The 15,310-nt window shown below is 74.5% G+C and carries 10 protein-coding genes; 6 read left to right on the plus strand and 4 right to left on the minus strand.

Features of this window, described 5'->3' with window-relative positions; all coding sequences use genetic code 11:
* Nucleotides 1-5: 5 nt before the first annotated feature.
* Complete coding sequence (locus R7226_RS14710; RefSeq protein WP_318597931.1) at nt 6-1,484, minus strand: amidase; 1,479 nt, start codon at nt 1,482-1,484, stop codon at nt 6-8.
* 88 nt (nt 1,485-1,572) lie between these two features.
* On the opposite strand from R7226_RS14710, the gene rpsR reads away from it, so the two are divergent.
* Nucleotides 1,573-1,872 carry a 30S ribosomal protein S18 gene (gene rpsR, locus R7226_RS14715; RefSeq protein ID WP_318597932.1) on the plus strand — a complete coding sequence of 100 codons (300 nt, stop codon included), beginning with the start codon at nt 1,573-1,575 and terminating at the stop codon, nt 1,870-1,872.
* A 38-nt stretch (nt 1,873-1,910) separates the two neighbouring features.
* Complete coding sequence (locus R7226_RS14720) at nt 1,911-2,645, plus strand: TrmH family RNA methyltransferase (protein WP_318597933.1); 735 nt, start codon at nt 1,911-1,913, stop codon at nt 2,643-2,645.
* On the opposite strand, the gene R7226_RS14725 is transcribed toward R7226_RS14720, so the two are convergent.
* Both R7226_RS14725 and tmk read right to left on the minus strand, forming a co-directional pair.
* Nucleotides 2,635-3,270: a TetR/AcrR family transcriptional regulator gene (locus R7226_RS14725; RefSeq protein WP_318597934.1), complete on the minus strand. Its 636-nt coding sequence runs from the start codon at nt 3,268-3,270 to the stop codon at nt 2,635-2,637. The genes R7226_RS14720 and R7226_RS14725 overlap by 11 nt on opposite strands.
* A 21-nt stretch (nt 3,271-3,291) precedes the next feature.
* Nucleotides 3,292-3,933, minus strand: a complete 642-nt coding sequence (tmk, locus tag R7226_RS14730) for a dTMP kinase (protein ID WP_318597935.1) — start codon at nt 3,931-3,933, stop codon at nt 3,292-3,294.
* A gap of 61 nt (nt 3,934-3,994) precedes the next feature.
* Here tmk and R7226_RS14735 point away from each other — a divergent pair, with 61 nt between their 5' ends.
* From R7226_RS14735 to R7226_RS14750, 4 genes are all read left to right on the plus strand, one after another.
* Nucleotides 3,995-4,720 (plus strand): acetoacetate decarboxylase family protein, encoded by a 726-nt coding sequence (locus tag R7226_RS14735; protein WP_318597936.1) that lies wholly within the window; start codon nt 3,995-3,997, stop codon nt 4,718-4,720.
* An 8-nt stretch (nt 4,721-4,728) separates the two neighbouring features.
* The gene (locus R7226_RS14740) at nt 4,729-5,628 is read left to right on the plus strand and encodes an MBL fold metallo-hydrolase (protein ID WP_318597937.1); all 900 of its coding nucleotides are present in this window, start codon (nt 4,729-4,731) and stop codon (nt 5,626-5,628) included.
* A gap of 233 nt (nt 5,629-5,861) precedes the next feature.
* Complete coding sequence (locus R7226_RS14745) at nt 5,862-10,220, plus strand: beta strand repeat-containing protein (protein ID WP_318597938.1); 4,359 nt, start codon at nt 5,862-5,864, stop codon at nt 10,218-10,220.
* A 108-nt stretch (nt 10,221-10,328) separates the two neighbouring features.
* Entirely contained in the window at nt 10,329-12,059 is a 1,731-nt protein-coding gene (locus R7226_RS14750) for an SGNH/GDSL hydrolase family protein (protein WP_318597939.1), read from the plus strand.
* Nucleotides 12,060-12,064: 5 nt separating this feature from the next.
* Here R7226_RS14750 and R7226_RS14755 read toward each other — a convergent pair whose 3' ends face one another.
* On the minus strand, nt 12,065-15,271 hold the full coding sequence (locus R7226_RS14755) for a choice-of-anchor D domain-containing protein (protein WP_318597940.1): 3,207 nt from the start codon (nt 15,269-15,271) through the stop codon (nt 12,065-12,067).
* Nucleotides 15,272-15,310 lie beyond the last annotated feature (39 nt).

The following is a 15,310-nucleotide window of genomic DNA, read 5'->3' on the forward strand; positions in this document are numbered from 1 at the left end:
AAAGGCTAGAGGGAAGGGCGGCGGTCAGTCCAGGGACGCGCCTGCTCGAGCTGCGCGGCGAGACGCACCAGCGTCCCCTCGCCGCCGAGCGGCGCGACGACCTGCACGCCGAGCGGCAGCCCCTCCGGCGTCCAGTGCAGCGGCACGCTCATCGCCGGGCGGCCGGTCAGGTTCGCGAGCTGCGTGAACGGGACCCAGCCGAGGTTCTCGTCGATCATTCTGTCGACGATCCCGAGCCGCGCGAGCACGCCGGCGCTGTTCGTCTTCAACAGCAGCGACGCGAACGGCCGCAGCGCCCGCGGCGTGTCGAAGGCGCCGACCTTCGGCGGCGGCTCGGCCAGCGTCGGCGTCAGCAGCAGGTCGTACTGCTCGTGGAAGCGCGCGAGCGCGGCGACGTGCTCGTGGCGGCGCTCCAGCGCCGCGCAGTGCTCCACGCCGGAGAGGCGCCGGCCGAGCGCGGCCATGATCAGCGTGTCCTGCTCGAAGCCGTCGTCGCCGGCACCGGTGAGCTGCTTGACCTGCTCGACCTGATAGGCGACGTAGACGAACCACAGCTGCAGGAAGTCGCGCGCGAGCGCGGCGTCGTCGTACGGCGTCGCGACCGGCTCGACCGCGTGACCGAGCTGCTCCAGCAGCTTCGCCGCGTCCTCGACGGCGGTGACCGACTGCCGGTGCGGCTGCGGGTTGACGACCGACTGCGAGAGGAAGCCGATCCGCAGTCTGCCGGGCTCGCGCCCGACCTCTTCGCGCAGCGGCCGCTCCAAGCGCGCCGGGGCGAAGGCGCTGGCCGGCTCCGCGCCGGCGAGCAGGTCGAGCATCGCGGCGCTGTCGCGCACGCTGCGCGAGATCACGCCGTCGGTCGCGGCACCGTGCAGCGACTCGCTGGCAGCGGGGCCGGAGGGCACGAGGCCGCGCCCGGCCTTGAGGCCGAAGAGGCCGCAGCAGGCGGCCGGGATGCGGATCGAGCCGCCGCCGTCGCTGGCGCCGGCGACCGGGATCACGCCCGCGGCGACGGCCGCCGCCGCGCCGCCGGAGGAGCCGCCGGGGGTGCGCGTGAGGTCCCACGGATTGCGCGCGGGGCCGTACAGCTCGGCCTCGGTGATCCCCTTGGCGCCGAACTCGGGCGTGTTCGTCTTGCCGAAGACGACGAGGCCGGCGTCGAGCCAGCGGCGCACGACGGTCGCGTGCTCGGGCGCCGGCGTCCACGCGAGCGCGCGGCAGCCGGAGGCCGAGGCGAGCCCCGCGTACTCCTGTCCGAGGTCCTTGAGCAGGAACGGCACGCCCGCGAACGGGCCGCTGAGCGGCTCGGCCGCGCGCTCCTCGGCGATCCCGTCCATCCACCGGACGATCGCGTTGACGCGCGGGTTGACCGCTCGCGCGCGCTCGCGTGCGACGGCCAGCAGCTCGGCGGCGGTGACCGCTCTCGCCGCGATCAGCTCGGCCAGCGCGAGCCCGTCTTGGGCGGCGTACTCGGTCTGTTGCATCCGCGCATCCTGCCGTACGGCGCGACCGCGCGAGCCGCCTGCACGAAGCGATCCGTCCGCCGCGGCTGCCATTACGTACAATGGCCGGATGCCCGCGCCTCAGAAGAGCCGTCGCCGCAAGCCCACGGCCGATGCATCCCGCAAGCGCCGCTCCGTCCACAAGGACGTCGCCGCGGCGATCGACTACCGCAATCCGGAGAGCCTCAGACAGTTCCTGACGGAGCGCGGCAAGATCAAGGGCCGTCGCATGACCGGCCTCTCGCGCCGCGACCAGTCGCTGCTCGCCAGAGCGGTCAAGCGCTCCCGCGAGCTGGCGCTGCTGCCGTACGTGGCGCCGCCCGGCTCGGGCGAGCGCAGCGAGCGCCGCGGCCGCGGCGGCCCGCGCTAGATCACCGCTGCAACGGGCTCTGAGGAGGGGCGGGCGCTGTGAGTCCCGCGCTCGCCGCCTCCTTCTTCGCCGCCCGCGAAGACCCCTCGCTCGTCGTGCTGGAGGGCTTTCACGCGCTCAAGCACGCGCTCCGCTTCGGTGCCGTCGTCGAGGCGGCCGTGACGAGCGACCCTGACGAACTGGCCGAGCTGTCGGCCGCGCTGGCGCCCGACGTGGCTGCCGCGTTGGAGACGCTCGTGCAGCCGGTCGAGCCGGCCGCCCTGCGCGCGCTCGGCTTCCCGCGCCCGCCCCACACCGGTGTCGCCGCGATCGCGCGCCGGCCGCCGTTCGACCTCGGCGGGCTGCTGGCCGGGAACGTCGCCCGCCCGATCGTCCTGCTCGAGGATCCCCGCCACCTCGGCAACGTCGGCGCGGTCGTGCGGGTCGCCGCGGCCGCCGACGCGGCCGGCGTCGTCACGACCGGCGCGCGCGACCCGTGGGACTCCGCCGCCCTGCGCGGCGCGGCCGGCCTCCATTACGCGCTGCCGGTCGGGCGCGCCGACGACGGCTTCGATCCCGCGCCGCGGCCGCTGGTCGCGCTCGACCCCGACGGCGACCCGCTGCCGGCGGCGGCGATCCCGCCGGGCGCGGTGCTCGCCTTCGGCACCGAGCGCCACGGCCTCAGCGACGCGCTGCTGGCGCGCGCCGACGCGCGGCTGCGGATCCCGATGCGCGACGGCGTCTCCAGCCTCAACCTCGCGACCGCGGTCGCGGCGGTCCTCTTCAGCCGCTGATCTTGCGCAGCAATTCGTAGAGATCGGGCCGGCGTGGCTCGCCGCCGGTCACGAGCGCGTTGACGAAGACGCCGTCGACGACGATCGCCAGCTCGCGCGCGGTCACCTCGTCGACGTGCTGGGCGAGCACGAGCGTCAGCAGGCCGCTCCAGGCGCTGCCGACCGGGCGCAGCGCCGGCCGCCGCAGGCCGGCGAAGTACAGCTCGTACTCGGCGACGAGCCGCTCGCGGCCCGGGCCGAGGCTGTGCTCGACGAGGTCGCAGAGCGCGTCGACGACGTCGGCGCCGTCGGCTATCGCGCCCGACCACGTGACGAGCAGCTCGGCGTAGGCGGCCGCGGCCTGCTCCATCGCGGCCGAGAGGAGGTCGTCGAGCCCTCTGAAGTGGTAGGTCGTCGAGCCGAGCGGGACACCGGCGACGGCGGCGACGTTGCGGTGCGAGACGGCGCCGACGCCCTGCAGCAGCGCGACCTCGAGCGCGGCGGCCGCGATCCGGTCGCGGCGGCCGGGGTCGTTGGGTCCGCGCGGTCTCGCTCTGCGCGGGGGTCTTGCGCCGTCGCGCGTGGGCGTCGCGCGGTCGCCGGAGGCGCTGCTCAAAGGGGTTCTACCGACAGCTCTCGTTGGCACGCCCGCAGTGTACTTCCGTACCTACTCGTCGGTCGCCTGCTCTACGGCCGCCCAGATCGCCGCCTCGACCTGCTCGATCGTGCCGCTGCCGTCGACCCGCGCCAGCGGCCCGGTGACGTGGCCGGCCTCGATCAGCTCGCGGTAGTTGCGATCGATCGCGACGAGCTGCTCGCGCGAGTGGAACAGCTCCTCGGCGCTGCTGCGACCGCCGATCCGCTCGAGGCAGATCTCCGGGTCGACGTCGACGAAGACGGTCAGGTCCGGGGCGATCGCGTGGCGGTTCAGCTCCGCGACCCACTCGCGCGAGACGGTCCCGCCGCGGTTGTAGGCCAGCGACGACAGCACGTAGCGGTCGGAGACGACCCAGCGGCCGGCCTCGAGCGCCGCGACGACGCCGTTGACGGGGTTGAAGAGGTGGTCGGCGCGGTCGGCGGCGAAGGCGAGCGCGAGCGCGACCGGGTCGAGCGTCAGGCGCGCCTCGATCGCCTGCCGCAGGACCGCGCCGAGCGGGCCGTTGGTCGGCTCCTTCGTCAGCTCGACCGGGACGCCGCGCCGCGCCCGCAGCGCGGCGGCGAGGCGCTCGGCCTGGGTGGTGGTGCCGGCGCCGTCGAGGCCCTCGACGACGACGAAGCGGCCGCGTGCGGCGGTGGCGGGTTCCGTCATGCGCGGGAGCCTATGTGACAACCGCTCCTGGCTGGCTGGCCAACGTGGGAAGATCCTTGACATGACCGCGTCTCCCGCCACCCACCCGCTGCAGCGGGTCGACGGCGTGCCCGAGTGCACGCTCGGCGACGCGCTCGCCTCGCGCCTGCCCGACCGCTCCGCGGCCGCCCCGTGGCAGACCCGCGTGCAGGCGGTGATGTGGTTCCACCCGGCCGCCGACGGCGCCGCCGAGCTGCTGCCGCCGCGCCTGCGCGGCGAGCGCACGATCCCGCTCACGATCGGCGCGTTCATCCGCTACCTCGACACGCCGGTCGGCCCCTACAGCGAGGTGCTGGCGGCGCCGGTGCTGCTCGCGCGCACACCGCTGCCGGCCTCCGTCGTGCCGTTCATCGCCGTCGACTCGCTGCCCTCGATCCACGGCGGGCGGGCGAACTGGGCGCTGCCGAAGACGCTCGCCGCGTTCGAGTGGACGGCCGCGCCGCCGCAGCTCGGCGAGGGACCGTTCAGCGTCCGCGGCGAAGGCACGCACGGGCCGAGCGCCTGGTCGGTGGCCGCGACCGTATCGCCGCGCCGCCGTCGGCTGCCGATCCGCTTCCCGCTGCGCGACGTGCAGTTGACCCCGGACGAGCGCGAGCTGGACATCCCGATCTTTGTCAGCGGCCGCGCCCAGCTGGCGAGCGCCGAGATCTCCAGCAGCGGCCCCTCCCTCCCCGCCTGGCTGCTGCCGGGCCGCCATCGCGCGCTCGTGCTGCCGCAGGCGCGCATGACCTTCGGCGCGCCGCGCTGAGGCGGCCGATGTCGCGCGCGAGCGAGACGGCCGAGCAGCAGGCCGCCCTGCGTGAGCTGGAGCGCGTGCCGCTGCCGCTCCCGCCCGGCCTCGACGTGACCTGGCTCGGAGTCTCTGGCTACCGCCTCACCTACCAGGGCGCCTCGCTCTTCATCGATCCGTACGTCTCGCGCGCGAGCCTGCGCGACATCCTGCTGCGCCGCGTCGCGCTGCCGCAGGCGCCGCTGGTCGAGCGCTACCTCGCCCCCGGCGACGGCGGCACCGCCGAGGTCGTCGGCGTGCTCGTCGGCCACACCCACTTCGACCACGCCGTCGACGCGCCCGCGATCGCGCGCCGCCACCGCTGCAACGCCTACGGTTCGAGTTCGCTCGGCACGTTGATGGGCCTGCACGGGCTCGGCGAGCTGGCGGTCGAGGTCGTCCCCTACCGCCGCTACGAGCTGGGGCCGTTCGTCGTCTCCTTCACACCCAGCAGACATTCGAAGCTGCTGTTCGGCCGCAAGGTGCCGATGGACGGCGAGCTGACCTGCGAGCAGCTCGACGGGCTGCGCTGCGGCGCCTACCGCTGCGGCGCGGTCTATGGGATCCGGATCGAGGTCGCCGGTGTCAGCCTCTACCACCAGGGCAGCGCCGACCTGATCGACGAGGCGCTCAGGGCCGAGCCGGTCGACCTCTTCCTCGCCGGCGTCGCCGGGCGCAGCGTCACGCCGCGCTACTGGGAGCGCGTGCTGCGGCGGATCGACCCCGCCGTCGTCGTGCCGACCCACTACGACGACTTCTTCAAGCCGCTCGGGCGCGAGCTGGGCTTCACCGCGAAGGTGAAGCTCGGCGAGGTCCCGGCCGAGGTCGGCGCCGTCAGCAGCGCCGCGACGGTCGCTGCGCTCCCGCGCTCCGATCGACTCGCCTGAACCGCTCCGCGGTGGCGCTCACGCGCGCCAGCTCGGCACCGCCCGGTGATGAGCTATGGGCAGGTTTAGCGATTCTCCCTCAATTGTGTTTCATGCACTCAAGAAAATTGGGCGCATAGAAACTTCTTTTCTGGTCATCCATTGGTCAAGTTCTGCCGATCAGTAGGCAGGTAGTGGCAGCGGCGGGAGGCCGGCTGCCTTTGGCAGGGGTACCGACGACTAGGAGAAGATCGATGTCCGGGAGGCATGCGATCTGCGCTGCGCTGATCGCGCTGGTGCTGATCGCCGTCCACAGCTGCACGGCGTCAGCCGCGCAGGTCACGCTGCAGCCGTCACCGGCTGAGGCGCGCACGTTCAGCACCACCAACGGCGGCTGGAGCAGCGTCGTCGACTACAACGGCCTCGTCTGCATACCAGGCGTGACCTGTCCCTCGGCGACGCCGAGCTTCCAGCCGGCCAACGGCAGCGGCGGCGCCAGAGACGGCTTCCTGCGCAGCAGCTTCGGCACGCTGCTCGGCGTCCTCTCGACGACGACGATCTCGTGGGCGTCGCCCAGCTTCGTCGCGCCCAGCGGGACCGACGCCGCGACGCTCGCGGTCAACGTGCGGCCGCAGATCGCGAGCCTCCTGGCGATCGGCACGGTCAGACTCGACATGCGGATCATCGACGTCGTGACGCCGGCCAGCTCGACGCTCGTCGCGAGCGTGCCGATCACGACGGCATCCTCCTCGTTCGGCCCCGTCCAGGTGACGGTGCCGCCGAGCGCGGTCGTCGCCGGGCGGAGCTACAGAGTGCAGCTCGACACCGCGCTGACGACCTCCGTCTCAGCCGTCACGAGCGGCAACGTCGACCTCGACGACGTCGTCCTCAGACTGTCCGACCTCGAAGCTCCGAGCGGCCTCACCGCGACCGTCCCGGGGACCGGCGCGCCGCGCATCACCGGCGCTGTCGACCCGGCCGGGCTGGCGACCTCGGTCGTCGCCGAGTACGGCCTGACCGCCGCCTACGGCAGCTCGACCACGCCGGTCGCCGTCAACGGCAGCGGCAGCCAGCCGTTCACGATCCCGCTCGCCGGCCTCACGCCGGGCGCGACCTACCACTATCGCGTCGTCGCGACCAACGCCGACGGCAGAGCCGAGACGCTCGACGCGACCTTCGTCGCGCCGACGCCGCCGGCCGACTCGCCGCCGGTCGTGACCGGCGCCGGCAACAACCGCAACCGCACCGTCACGTACGACCGCCCCGGCGACGTCGCGGACGCCAGCGTCGAGCTGCTCGACGGCGGCGGCGTGGTGATCGCGACCGTCAACGACGGCGACGGCGACGGCACCGTCGCGATCGTGCTGCCCGACGCCGACGGCACCTACGGCGTGCGCGTCGTGCGCGAGAACGCCGCGAGAGTGTCGTCGACCAGCGCCACGGTCCCGGCCGTGCTCGATCGCGTCGCGCCCGACGTCAGCGGCGTCGCGATCCTCGTCAGACCGCAGGTGTCCAGAGACACGCAGCGGACGGTCGAGTTCACCGCGCCGGGCGACGTCGTCTCCGTCAGCGCCCAGGTGATCGACGGCGGCGGCGCCGACGTCGGCGCCCCGGTCACCGCGACCGGCGGCACCGCGATCGTCCAGCTCGGCGCCGCCGAGGGCGACTACCGCGTGCGGCTCACCTTCCAGGACGCCGCGGGCAACGCCGCGACCTCGCTCAGCGGGATCGCGACGGTCGACACGACCGCGCCCAGCTCCGGCGGCGCGCCCAACGTCACCGGCGACGGCAACAGCCGCGACCGCGACGTGACCTTCGACCGCGACCTGACGACGCTGACTGCGACGATCGAGGCGGTCGACAGAGACGGCACCGTCGTCGCGACGACGAGCGTCCTGTTCGGCAACAGCGGCAGCATCAGACTGCCGGACGCCGACGGCGACTACACGATCCGCGTCAGACAGACCGACCTCGGCGGCAACAGCTCGACGACGGCCGGCACGCCGGTCACGCTCGACCGCGTCGCGCCGAGCCCCGGCCCGGCGCCGACCGTCGTCGGCGCGGCGACCAGCCGCGACCGCGACGTCACCTTCCAGCGTGACCTGACGACGGCGACCGCGACGATCGAGCTGCTCGACGGCGCCAGAACCGTCGTGGCGTCGGTGGCGGTCCCGACCGGGTCGAGCGGCTCGATCAGACTGCCCGACGCCGATGGCGCCTACGAGATCCGCATCAGACAAACCGACGCCGCGACCAACAGCGCGACCTCACCGGTCGCCGAGGCGCTGCTCGACCGCCTCGCCCCCACCGCCGGCCCCGCGCCAACGGTGACCGGCGCCGGCAACGAACGCGAGCGCGCCGTCACGTTCACGCGTGACGCCGACAGCGCGACCGCCACGATCGAGGTGCTCGACAGAGACGGGACCGTCGTCGTGAGCGAGCCGGTCGCCAGCGGCGGCAGCGGGTCGATCAGACTGCCCGACCTCGACGGCGCCTACGACGTGCGCGTCAGACAGAGCGACGCCGCCGGCAACAGCGCGGTGACGCCGCTGACCGACATCGTGCTCGATCGCGTCGCGCCCGCCGCCGGGCCGGCCCCGAGCGTCACCGGCGACGCCGACGAGCGCGACCGCGCCGTCAGCTTCACGCGCGCCCCGGGCGCCGCCGACGTGGCGATCGAGCTGCTCGACAGAGACGGCAGAGTGATCGATTCCGTCGCCGTCCCGAGCGGGTCGAGCGGCGCGATCAGACTGCCTGACGCCGACGGCAGCTACGACGTGCGCGTGAGACAGAGCGATGCCGCCGGCAACAGCGCGGTGACGCCGTCGACCGGGATCGTGCTCGACCGCGTCGCGCCCGCCGCCGGGCCGGCCCCGACGGTCACCGGCGCCGGCAACGCGCGTACGCGGACCGTCGCGTTCACGCGCGACGGCGACACCGCCGTCGCGGTGATCGAGGTGCTCGGCGCGGGCGGCACCGTCGTCGTCAGAGCGGCCGTCCCGGTCGGTCTCGACAGAGGGACCGTCACGCTCCCCGACCTCGACGGCAGCTACAGCGTCCGCGTCGCGCAGAGCGACGTCAACGGCAACACGGCGACCTCGCCGGAGACGGAGGTCGCGCTCGATCGCGCCGCCCCCGACCCCGGCCCGGCGCCGACGGTCACCGGCGCGGTGATCTCGCGTGACCGGAACGTGACGTTCGCGCGCGCCACCGACGCCGCCAGCGCGACGATCGAGCTGCTCGACGTCAACGGCAGCGTGGTCGGCAGCGTCGCGGTCGCCGCCGGCGGCAGCGGGTCGATCAGACTGCCCGACGCCGACGGCAGCTACGCGGTGCGCATCAGACAGACCGACGCCGCCGGCAACAGCGCCGTGACGGGCAGGACCGCGGTCGAGTTGGACCGCGGAGCGCCGCTGCCCGGCGACGCGCCGACCGTGACCGGCGCCAGCAACAGCCGCGAGCGGACGGTCTCGTTCAGACGCGCCGGTGACACGACGCTGGCGACGATCGAGGTGCTCGACGGCGCCGGCAACGTCGTCGCCGGTCTGTCGCTGCCGACCGGGAACGGCGGCGTCGTGACGCTGCCCGCGCGCGACGGCGACTACCGCGTCCGCGTGCGCCAGCAGGACGGAAACGGCTTCTCGTCGCTGACGCCCGAGACGAGAACGACGCTCGACACGTCCGCGCCCGACGCCGGTCCGGCGCCGAGCACGAGCGGCGCGCCCGACGCGCTGCTGGTGACGTTCAGACGCGCGCCCGACGCGGCGACGGCGACGATCGAGGTGCTCGACAGAGCCGGGAACGTCGTGCTGAGCGTGCCGGTTCCGAGCGGTGACAGCGCGACGCTCGACCTGCCCGACGCGGCCGGCGCCTACACGATCCGCGTCGTGCAGACCGACGGCGCCGGCAACTCCGCGACGACGCCGATCGCGACCGTGACGCGCGCCGCCGGTGGCGGTGGCGGTGGCGCGGGCGGCGGTGGGACCGGCGGCGGCTCTGGCACCGGCAGCGGCCCGATCCCGGTCACCGATCCCGGCGGCTTCGGCACCGTGCTCGGCCACTGCTTCGGCGGCGACCTCGTGCTGACCGACGTGACCGTGCGCGGCACGCGCGTGACCGTCTCCGGCCTGACGCGCTACGCGCCCGGCACGGCGGTCACGATCGTCGACCTCGCCGGCAAGCCGGTCGGCAGCGCCGTGACCGACGCCGGCGGCCGCTTCGGCGCCGCCGTGACGGCGCCGCGAGCGGCGAGAGCACGGCTCGCGGGCGGCTACCGCGCCGTCGTCGGCAGCGCCAGCTCGAGAGTGGTGAAGGTGCGCCGCGCGAACGTGCTGAGCGCCGTCACCGTGCGCGGGACGACGATCACGCTGCGCGGCCGCGTCGACCTCACGCGCCTCGGCACGCTGCGCAGAGTGCGCGCCTACGGCGGCGCGGGCGCGGCCGCGTGCAGACGCTCGACGGCGCTGAGAGCGGTCGGGCGCACGCTCGTCGACCGCCGCACCGGCATGTACATGATGCGCGTCAGAGCGCCAGCCGGCAGTGGCAAGCTGGTGCTGCGCACGCGCGCCTACGGCAGCAAGCTCACGAGCCGCAGCTCGTTCCTCGTGAAGTAGTCCATCGCAGACCCGATCCGCCGCTTTCCGTGCTGTACTGCTGGCGAATGCGCAGCACGGAGCGGCGCGGCGGATCGGGGGTCGGCGATGGTGCGGGCGAGGACGGGCGTGATCGGGACGATGGCCGCGGCGGCGCTCGCCGCCGGGGTCGCCGACGCCGCGCATGGCGCGACGACGAGCGTCCCCAAGGTCTCGATCGGGCAGGTCGCGCTCGCCTCCCCTGCGGCCGGCAAGCCCGGCATCCTCGTCGCCGTCACCTACCCGCGCCACATGAAGGGACGGCCGGGCAGCGTGCGGGTGCGGCTGCTCGACGGCGGCCGCGTCGTGGTCGACAGACGCTCGGCGCCGCTGCTGTCAGCGGGCTTGCACGTCGAGGAGGCCGACCTGCGGCGCTCCTTCGGCTTCGTCCACCGCGTGCCGCTGCCGGCGCGACAGCTCGAGCGGCTGCTGCACGGCAGCGGCCGCCTGGTCGCTGACGTGCGCGCCGAGGCCGTGCTCGACATCGAGCGTGACGGCCGCGCCGAGGTGCGCTCGAGCGACCGTGTGCGGCGGACCGTCCAGCCGGCCGGCGCCGGCGCGCCGCTGCTGTGCGAGACGCCGCCGTTGCAGCAGGTCGAGCGCGGCCGCAGTCACGCGATAGCGACACCGGTCTGCACGGCGCCGCTGCGCTGGTCGCTGGCGAGAAGAGCGGCCCACGCCGCTGTACGGCGCGCTGGCGGCCGGTTCGTCTACCGATCGGCGGGCCCGCACCAGGGCCCCGACGGACTGGTGCTGCGCGGCCAGCCGCTGCGGGCCTCGACGCCGCGCGCCGCCGCCGTGTCGGCCGCCGACAGCGTGCTCGTCCCGGTGCCGCTGCAGGTCAGCATCAGCGGCCTGGCGCCGACGACCTCCGTGCGCGCGATCGGCGACTCGGTCACCGCCGGCTTCGGCTACTTCTACGACCGCAGCGAGATGGGGATCACGCAGCTGCCCGGCTGCCGGCCGACCAACCAGCTGTACGACGCCTGCTCGTCGAACTCGCTGACGACGAGCAACGCCGGGCCGCTCGTGTACGCGCCCGACTACGGCCTCTCGAACCTGATCGCGTGGCCGGCGCGCTGGGCCGGCTGGAACGGGATCACGAACTTCGCCAACTACGCCGTCACCGGCTCGGCGCCGGGCGACTGGGCGCCGGGCGGCCAGTTCCACAGATACACCGCCGCGGCGATGGCGGCCGCACCCGACTACCTCGTCTTCACGCTCGGTGCCAACCCGCTGCTGAGCGATGTGCTGTTCGGCATCGACAACATGAAGTGCGCGCTCTGGTCCGATCTCTTCGGCGGCTTCACCAGATGCGTGCAGAACGCTTTCGCCGCCGCGAGACTGACCGACAACCTGTCAGCGCTCTACAGAGACCTCGCCGCCAACTCGCCGGCCCGCACGCGGATCCTCGTGATGCAGTACCACCTCGCGATCCCGTCCTCGGCGCTCGCGTACAGCTCGCTGCAGCTGGAGCGGATGTCGGAGCTGCTGAACCAGACGCTCGCGACGACGGCCGCCGCGACCTCCCCGCGCCTGCGGATCGTCTCTCCGCCGCGTTTCTTCGTCGGCAGCGACATGTCCCAGCTCTACCCGTCGAACTACGACTGCGGCGACGGTGGCAAGGTCGACGGCGCCAGCGTCCAGTCGACCGCGACCCAGGACGAGCTGGAGTACGACCCGCTCGGCGGCCCCTTCTGCCCCGGCCCGGCGACGATAGCGACGTCGAACCCGCTCCCCTGGATCATCAGCGGCGACACCGGCATCCACCCCAGCGTCACCGGTCACCGCATGCTCGCGAACGCGCTGCCGACGCCGTAGGGCCGCTACCCCCGTCTGACGACCAGCGTGACGTAGCGGTCGAGCGCGAGGCCGGAGGCGTCGCGGGCGGTGCCGCGCGAGTCGTCCTTGCCGGCGCTGGCGGCGACGAAGCGGGCGGCGCGCAGGCCGGCCCGCTTCAGCGCGGCGCAGGCGGCGGCGCCGCGGGAGCGGCCGAGGCGGTCGCTGAACGGCGTCGCTCCGAGCCCCTCGATCAGCGGCGCGACGTGGCCGCGGCACTCGATCGTCGTGACCGTGCCGTCGAGCTGGCGCGCGGCGGTCGCGAGGAAGCGCCGGCCGGAGGCGGTCAGCTCGGCTGAGTAGGGCGCGAACAGCGGGCCGAGCGCCGGCGGCGGCGTCAGCGTCTGCACGGCGGCGTAGATCTGGCTCGACGCGCGCGCGGTCAGTCTGCGCCCGGTGGTCGTGCGCGCCGCGGCGCGCAGCGTGACGCGCAGGCCGCCGAGCGCGTCGGCGAGCAGCCGGGCGCCCGGGCGAGTCGGCGTCAGCGCGACGGTCAGCGCGCGGCCGCGGGAGGCGGAGGCCGCGCCGCGCGCCACCACCACCTCCCGTCCACCGACGCGCGCGGTCGCGACGACGGTGCAGCCGCGCAGCGTCGCGTCGCGCACACGGCAGGTCGCGCGTGAGGTGCCGCGTGCGCCCTCGCCCGCGGTCACCGTCGCGGGTGCGACGAGCGTCAGGCGCGGCGCGGGTACAGCTCTCGGCGGCGCCGGCGTCGACGGCGGGCCGGCCGGCGGGGCCGCGGGCGGGGCGGCCGGCGGATCGACGGGCGGCGCCGGGGGCGCGGCCGGTGGCGGAACCGGCGGATCGACGGGCGGGTCGACCGGCGGATCGGGGACGGTGCCGGTGCCGCTCACGCTTGCGCTGACCGTGCCGCCGTCGGTCGCGGCGGTCAGCGTCGCGCTGACCGCCCCGGCAGCGATCGGATCGAAGCGGACGGCGAGCGTGCACGAGCCGCCCGGCGCGACCGGCGCCGCGCAGGCGCTGGCGTCGACCGAAAAGGAGGCGCCCGCGGGCGCGACACCGCCGGGCGCGAAGCCGACGGCGACGCCGTCGAGCGAGATCTCGTCCACGTCCAGTGGCGCGTCGCCGCCGTTGGCGAGCGTGAACGCGAACGGCGCGCTCGGGCCGTCGGCGATCAAGCGCGCGCCGAAGTCGTGCGCGGCCGGCGTCAGCTGCGCGAGCGCGACGGCTCCGCTGCCGCTGAGCGCAATCGGGTCCTCGAACCCTTCGACCGCCGCGACGCGCGGGCCGACCGCGCTCGGCGCGAAGGTGATCTGGAGCGTGCAGCTGGCGCCGCTGGACAGCATCGCCGGGCAGTTCTCGGTGAATCTGAAGTCACCGGCGTCGGGGCCGCTCAGCGAGAGCGCGACCGGCACTCCGAGCGGGCCGACGTTCTCCAGCGTGACTCTCGTCACCGGGCTGACGGCGCCGACCTCGACGGCGCCGAAGTCGACCGCCGTCTGTGCCGGCACGAGGTCGCCCCACCGCAGCTCGACCGCGCCGGCGTCGCAGGCGATGCTGAACGGCCGTGGCGCGCCGCGCTGGTCGGTTGCGTCGGGGCCAGGACACGAGGCGCCGGGCAGCGGCCCGAGGTCGACAGCCGGGCTCGCGCGCAGCGGCGCGACCGTCTCCCATCGCCCACCGTTGTCGGCGAGCGGGCCGATCAGCGCGTCGGCCGGCGTGACGCTGCTGCCGGCAAGGGTCCCCGCGCAGTCGTCGCCGCCGGTCAACCCGCCTTCGAGCAGGTTGAAGCCGCCGTCGGTGATGGCTCCGAAGGCGCATTGGCCGCCTCTCGCCTGGGTGTTGGCGGCGACGAGCGAGCCGCTGATCGAGACGCTGCCGGGCGCCTCGAAGAGGACCCCGGCAGCGATCCCGCCGCCGAAGGCGAAGCCGCTGACCGGGATCGCGACGGCGTTGCGCGCAACCGTGCTGGAGCGGACCGTGAGCCCGTACGGCGCGAAGATGCCGCCGCCGTAGGGCGCGACCGGACCCCAGCCGCTCTCGGTGCCGGCGATCGAGTTGCCCGCGACGGTCGAGCTGACGAGCGCGAGCGTCCCTCTCGCGACCGCGTCGCGCCGGACCGCAATGCCCCCGCCGGTCGAGCGGTCGTCGATCCCGTCGTTGAAGATCTCGTTGCGGTCGATCGTCGAGCGGCTGACGGCGACGCTCGCGCCGAGCTGCGCGATCCCGCCGCCGTCGCCGACCCCGGCGTCGACCAGGTTGCCGCCGACGCGCGAGCCGGTCACCGTCAGCGTCGCCCCGTCGCTGGAGATCCCGCCGCCGACCGCGGTCGCGGTGTCGCCGCTGAGCGCTCTGTTGCCGGCGATCTCGCTGTCGGTCACCGAAGCGCTGCCGCCGACGACCGACAGGCCGCCGCCGTGGGCGCGCCCGGCGCCGCCGCCGGTCTGCTGGACGACGTTGTCGCGGATCTGCGTGCCGGTCACCGTGACGGTGCCGCCGGCGCTGACCGCGCCGCCGCGGGCGAGCGAGCCGGAGGAGCTGTTCGTCGCCGCGTTGTCGCTCAGCACGCTGTTCTGGAGCGCGAGCGTCGAGCCGCCGTAGGCGAAGATCGCGCCGCCCTCGACCGCGCCGCCGCTGCCGGTCGCGGCGTTGCCGGTCAACGCGCTGTCGTTGATCGTCAGCGCCGTCCCCTCGGCCGTGATCGCGCCGCCGCCGACGGGAGACGAGCTGCCGGCGACGCTGTTGCCGATCAGGTCGACGTTCTCGAGTCCGAGCGTCCCGCCCGAGACGAAGATCGCGCCGCCGGTCGCCATCGCGCCGTTGACCGCGCCGTTGCGCAGCGTGAGAGCGCTCAGTCTCACGTCGCCGGCGTTGACGATGCGGAAGATCCGCGAGCTGCCCGCTGCGTCGATCGCCGCGGCCCCAGCGCCGACGCGCGCGATCGTCACTCTCTCGTCGATTCCCAGCTCGCCGTTGACGAGCGTGTAGGTCCCGGCCGTGAGCAGGACGGCGTCGGTGCCGGGGTCGGCATTGGCCGACGTGATCGCCTCGCGCAGCGAGCAGGTGGTGAAGCCCGCGCACGGCTGGCCGACCGGCGTGTCGGTCGTGTTCGAGACGCCGTAGGTCGCGGCGGAGGCGAGCGCCGGCGCGAGCGCGCAGGCGGTCAGGGCGAGCGCGAGCGGCGCTGCCACCCGCCTGCCGAGCGTTGCCTTGCGATCGCTCGCCGCTTCCATGCCGCCGCCTTCCGTCCGTGGAGTCGGCGCGATTGTAGT

Origin of the sequence: Conexibacter stalactiti, from assembly GCF_033542075.1 — a bacterium.
In the GTDB taxonomy this organism is placed as follows: Bacteria; Actinomycetota; Thermoleophilia; order Solirubrobacterales; family Solirubrobacteraceae; genus Conexibacter; species Conexibacter stalactiti.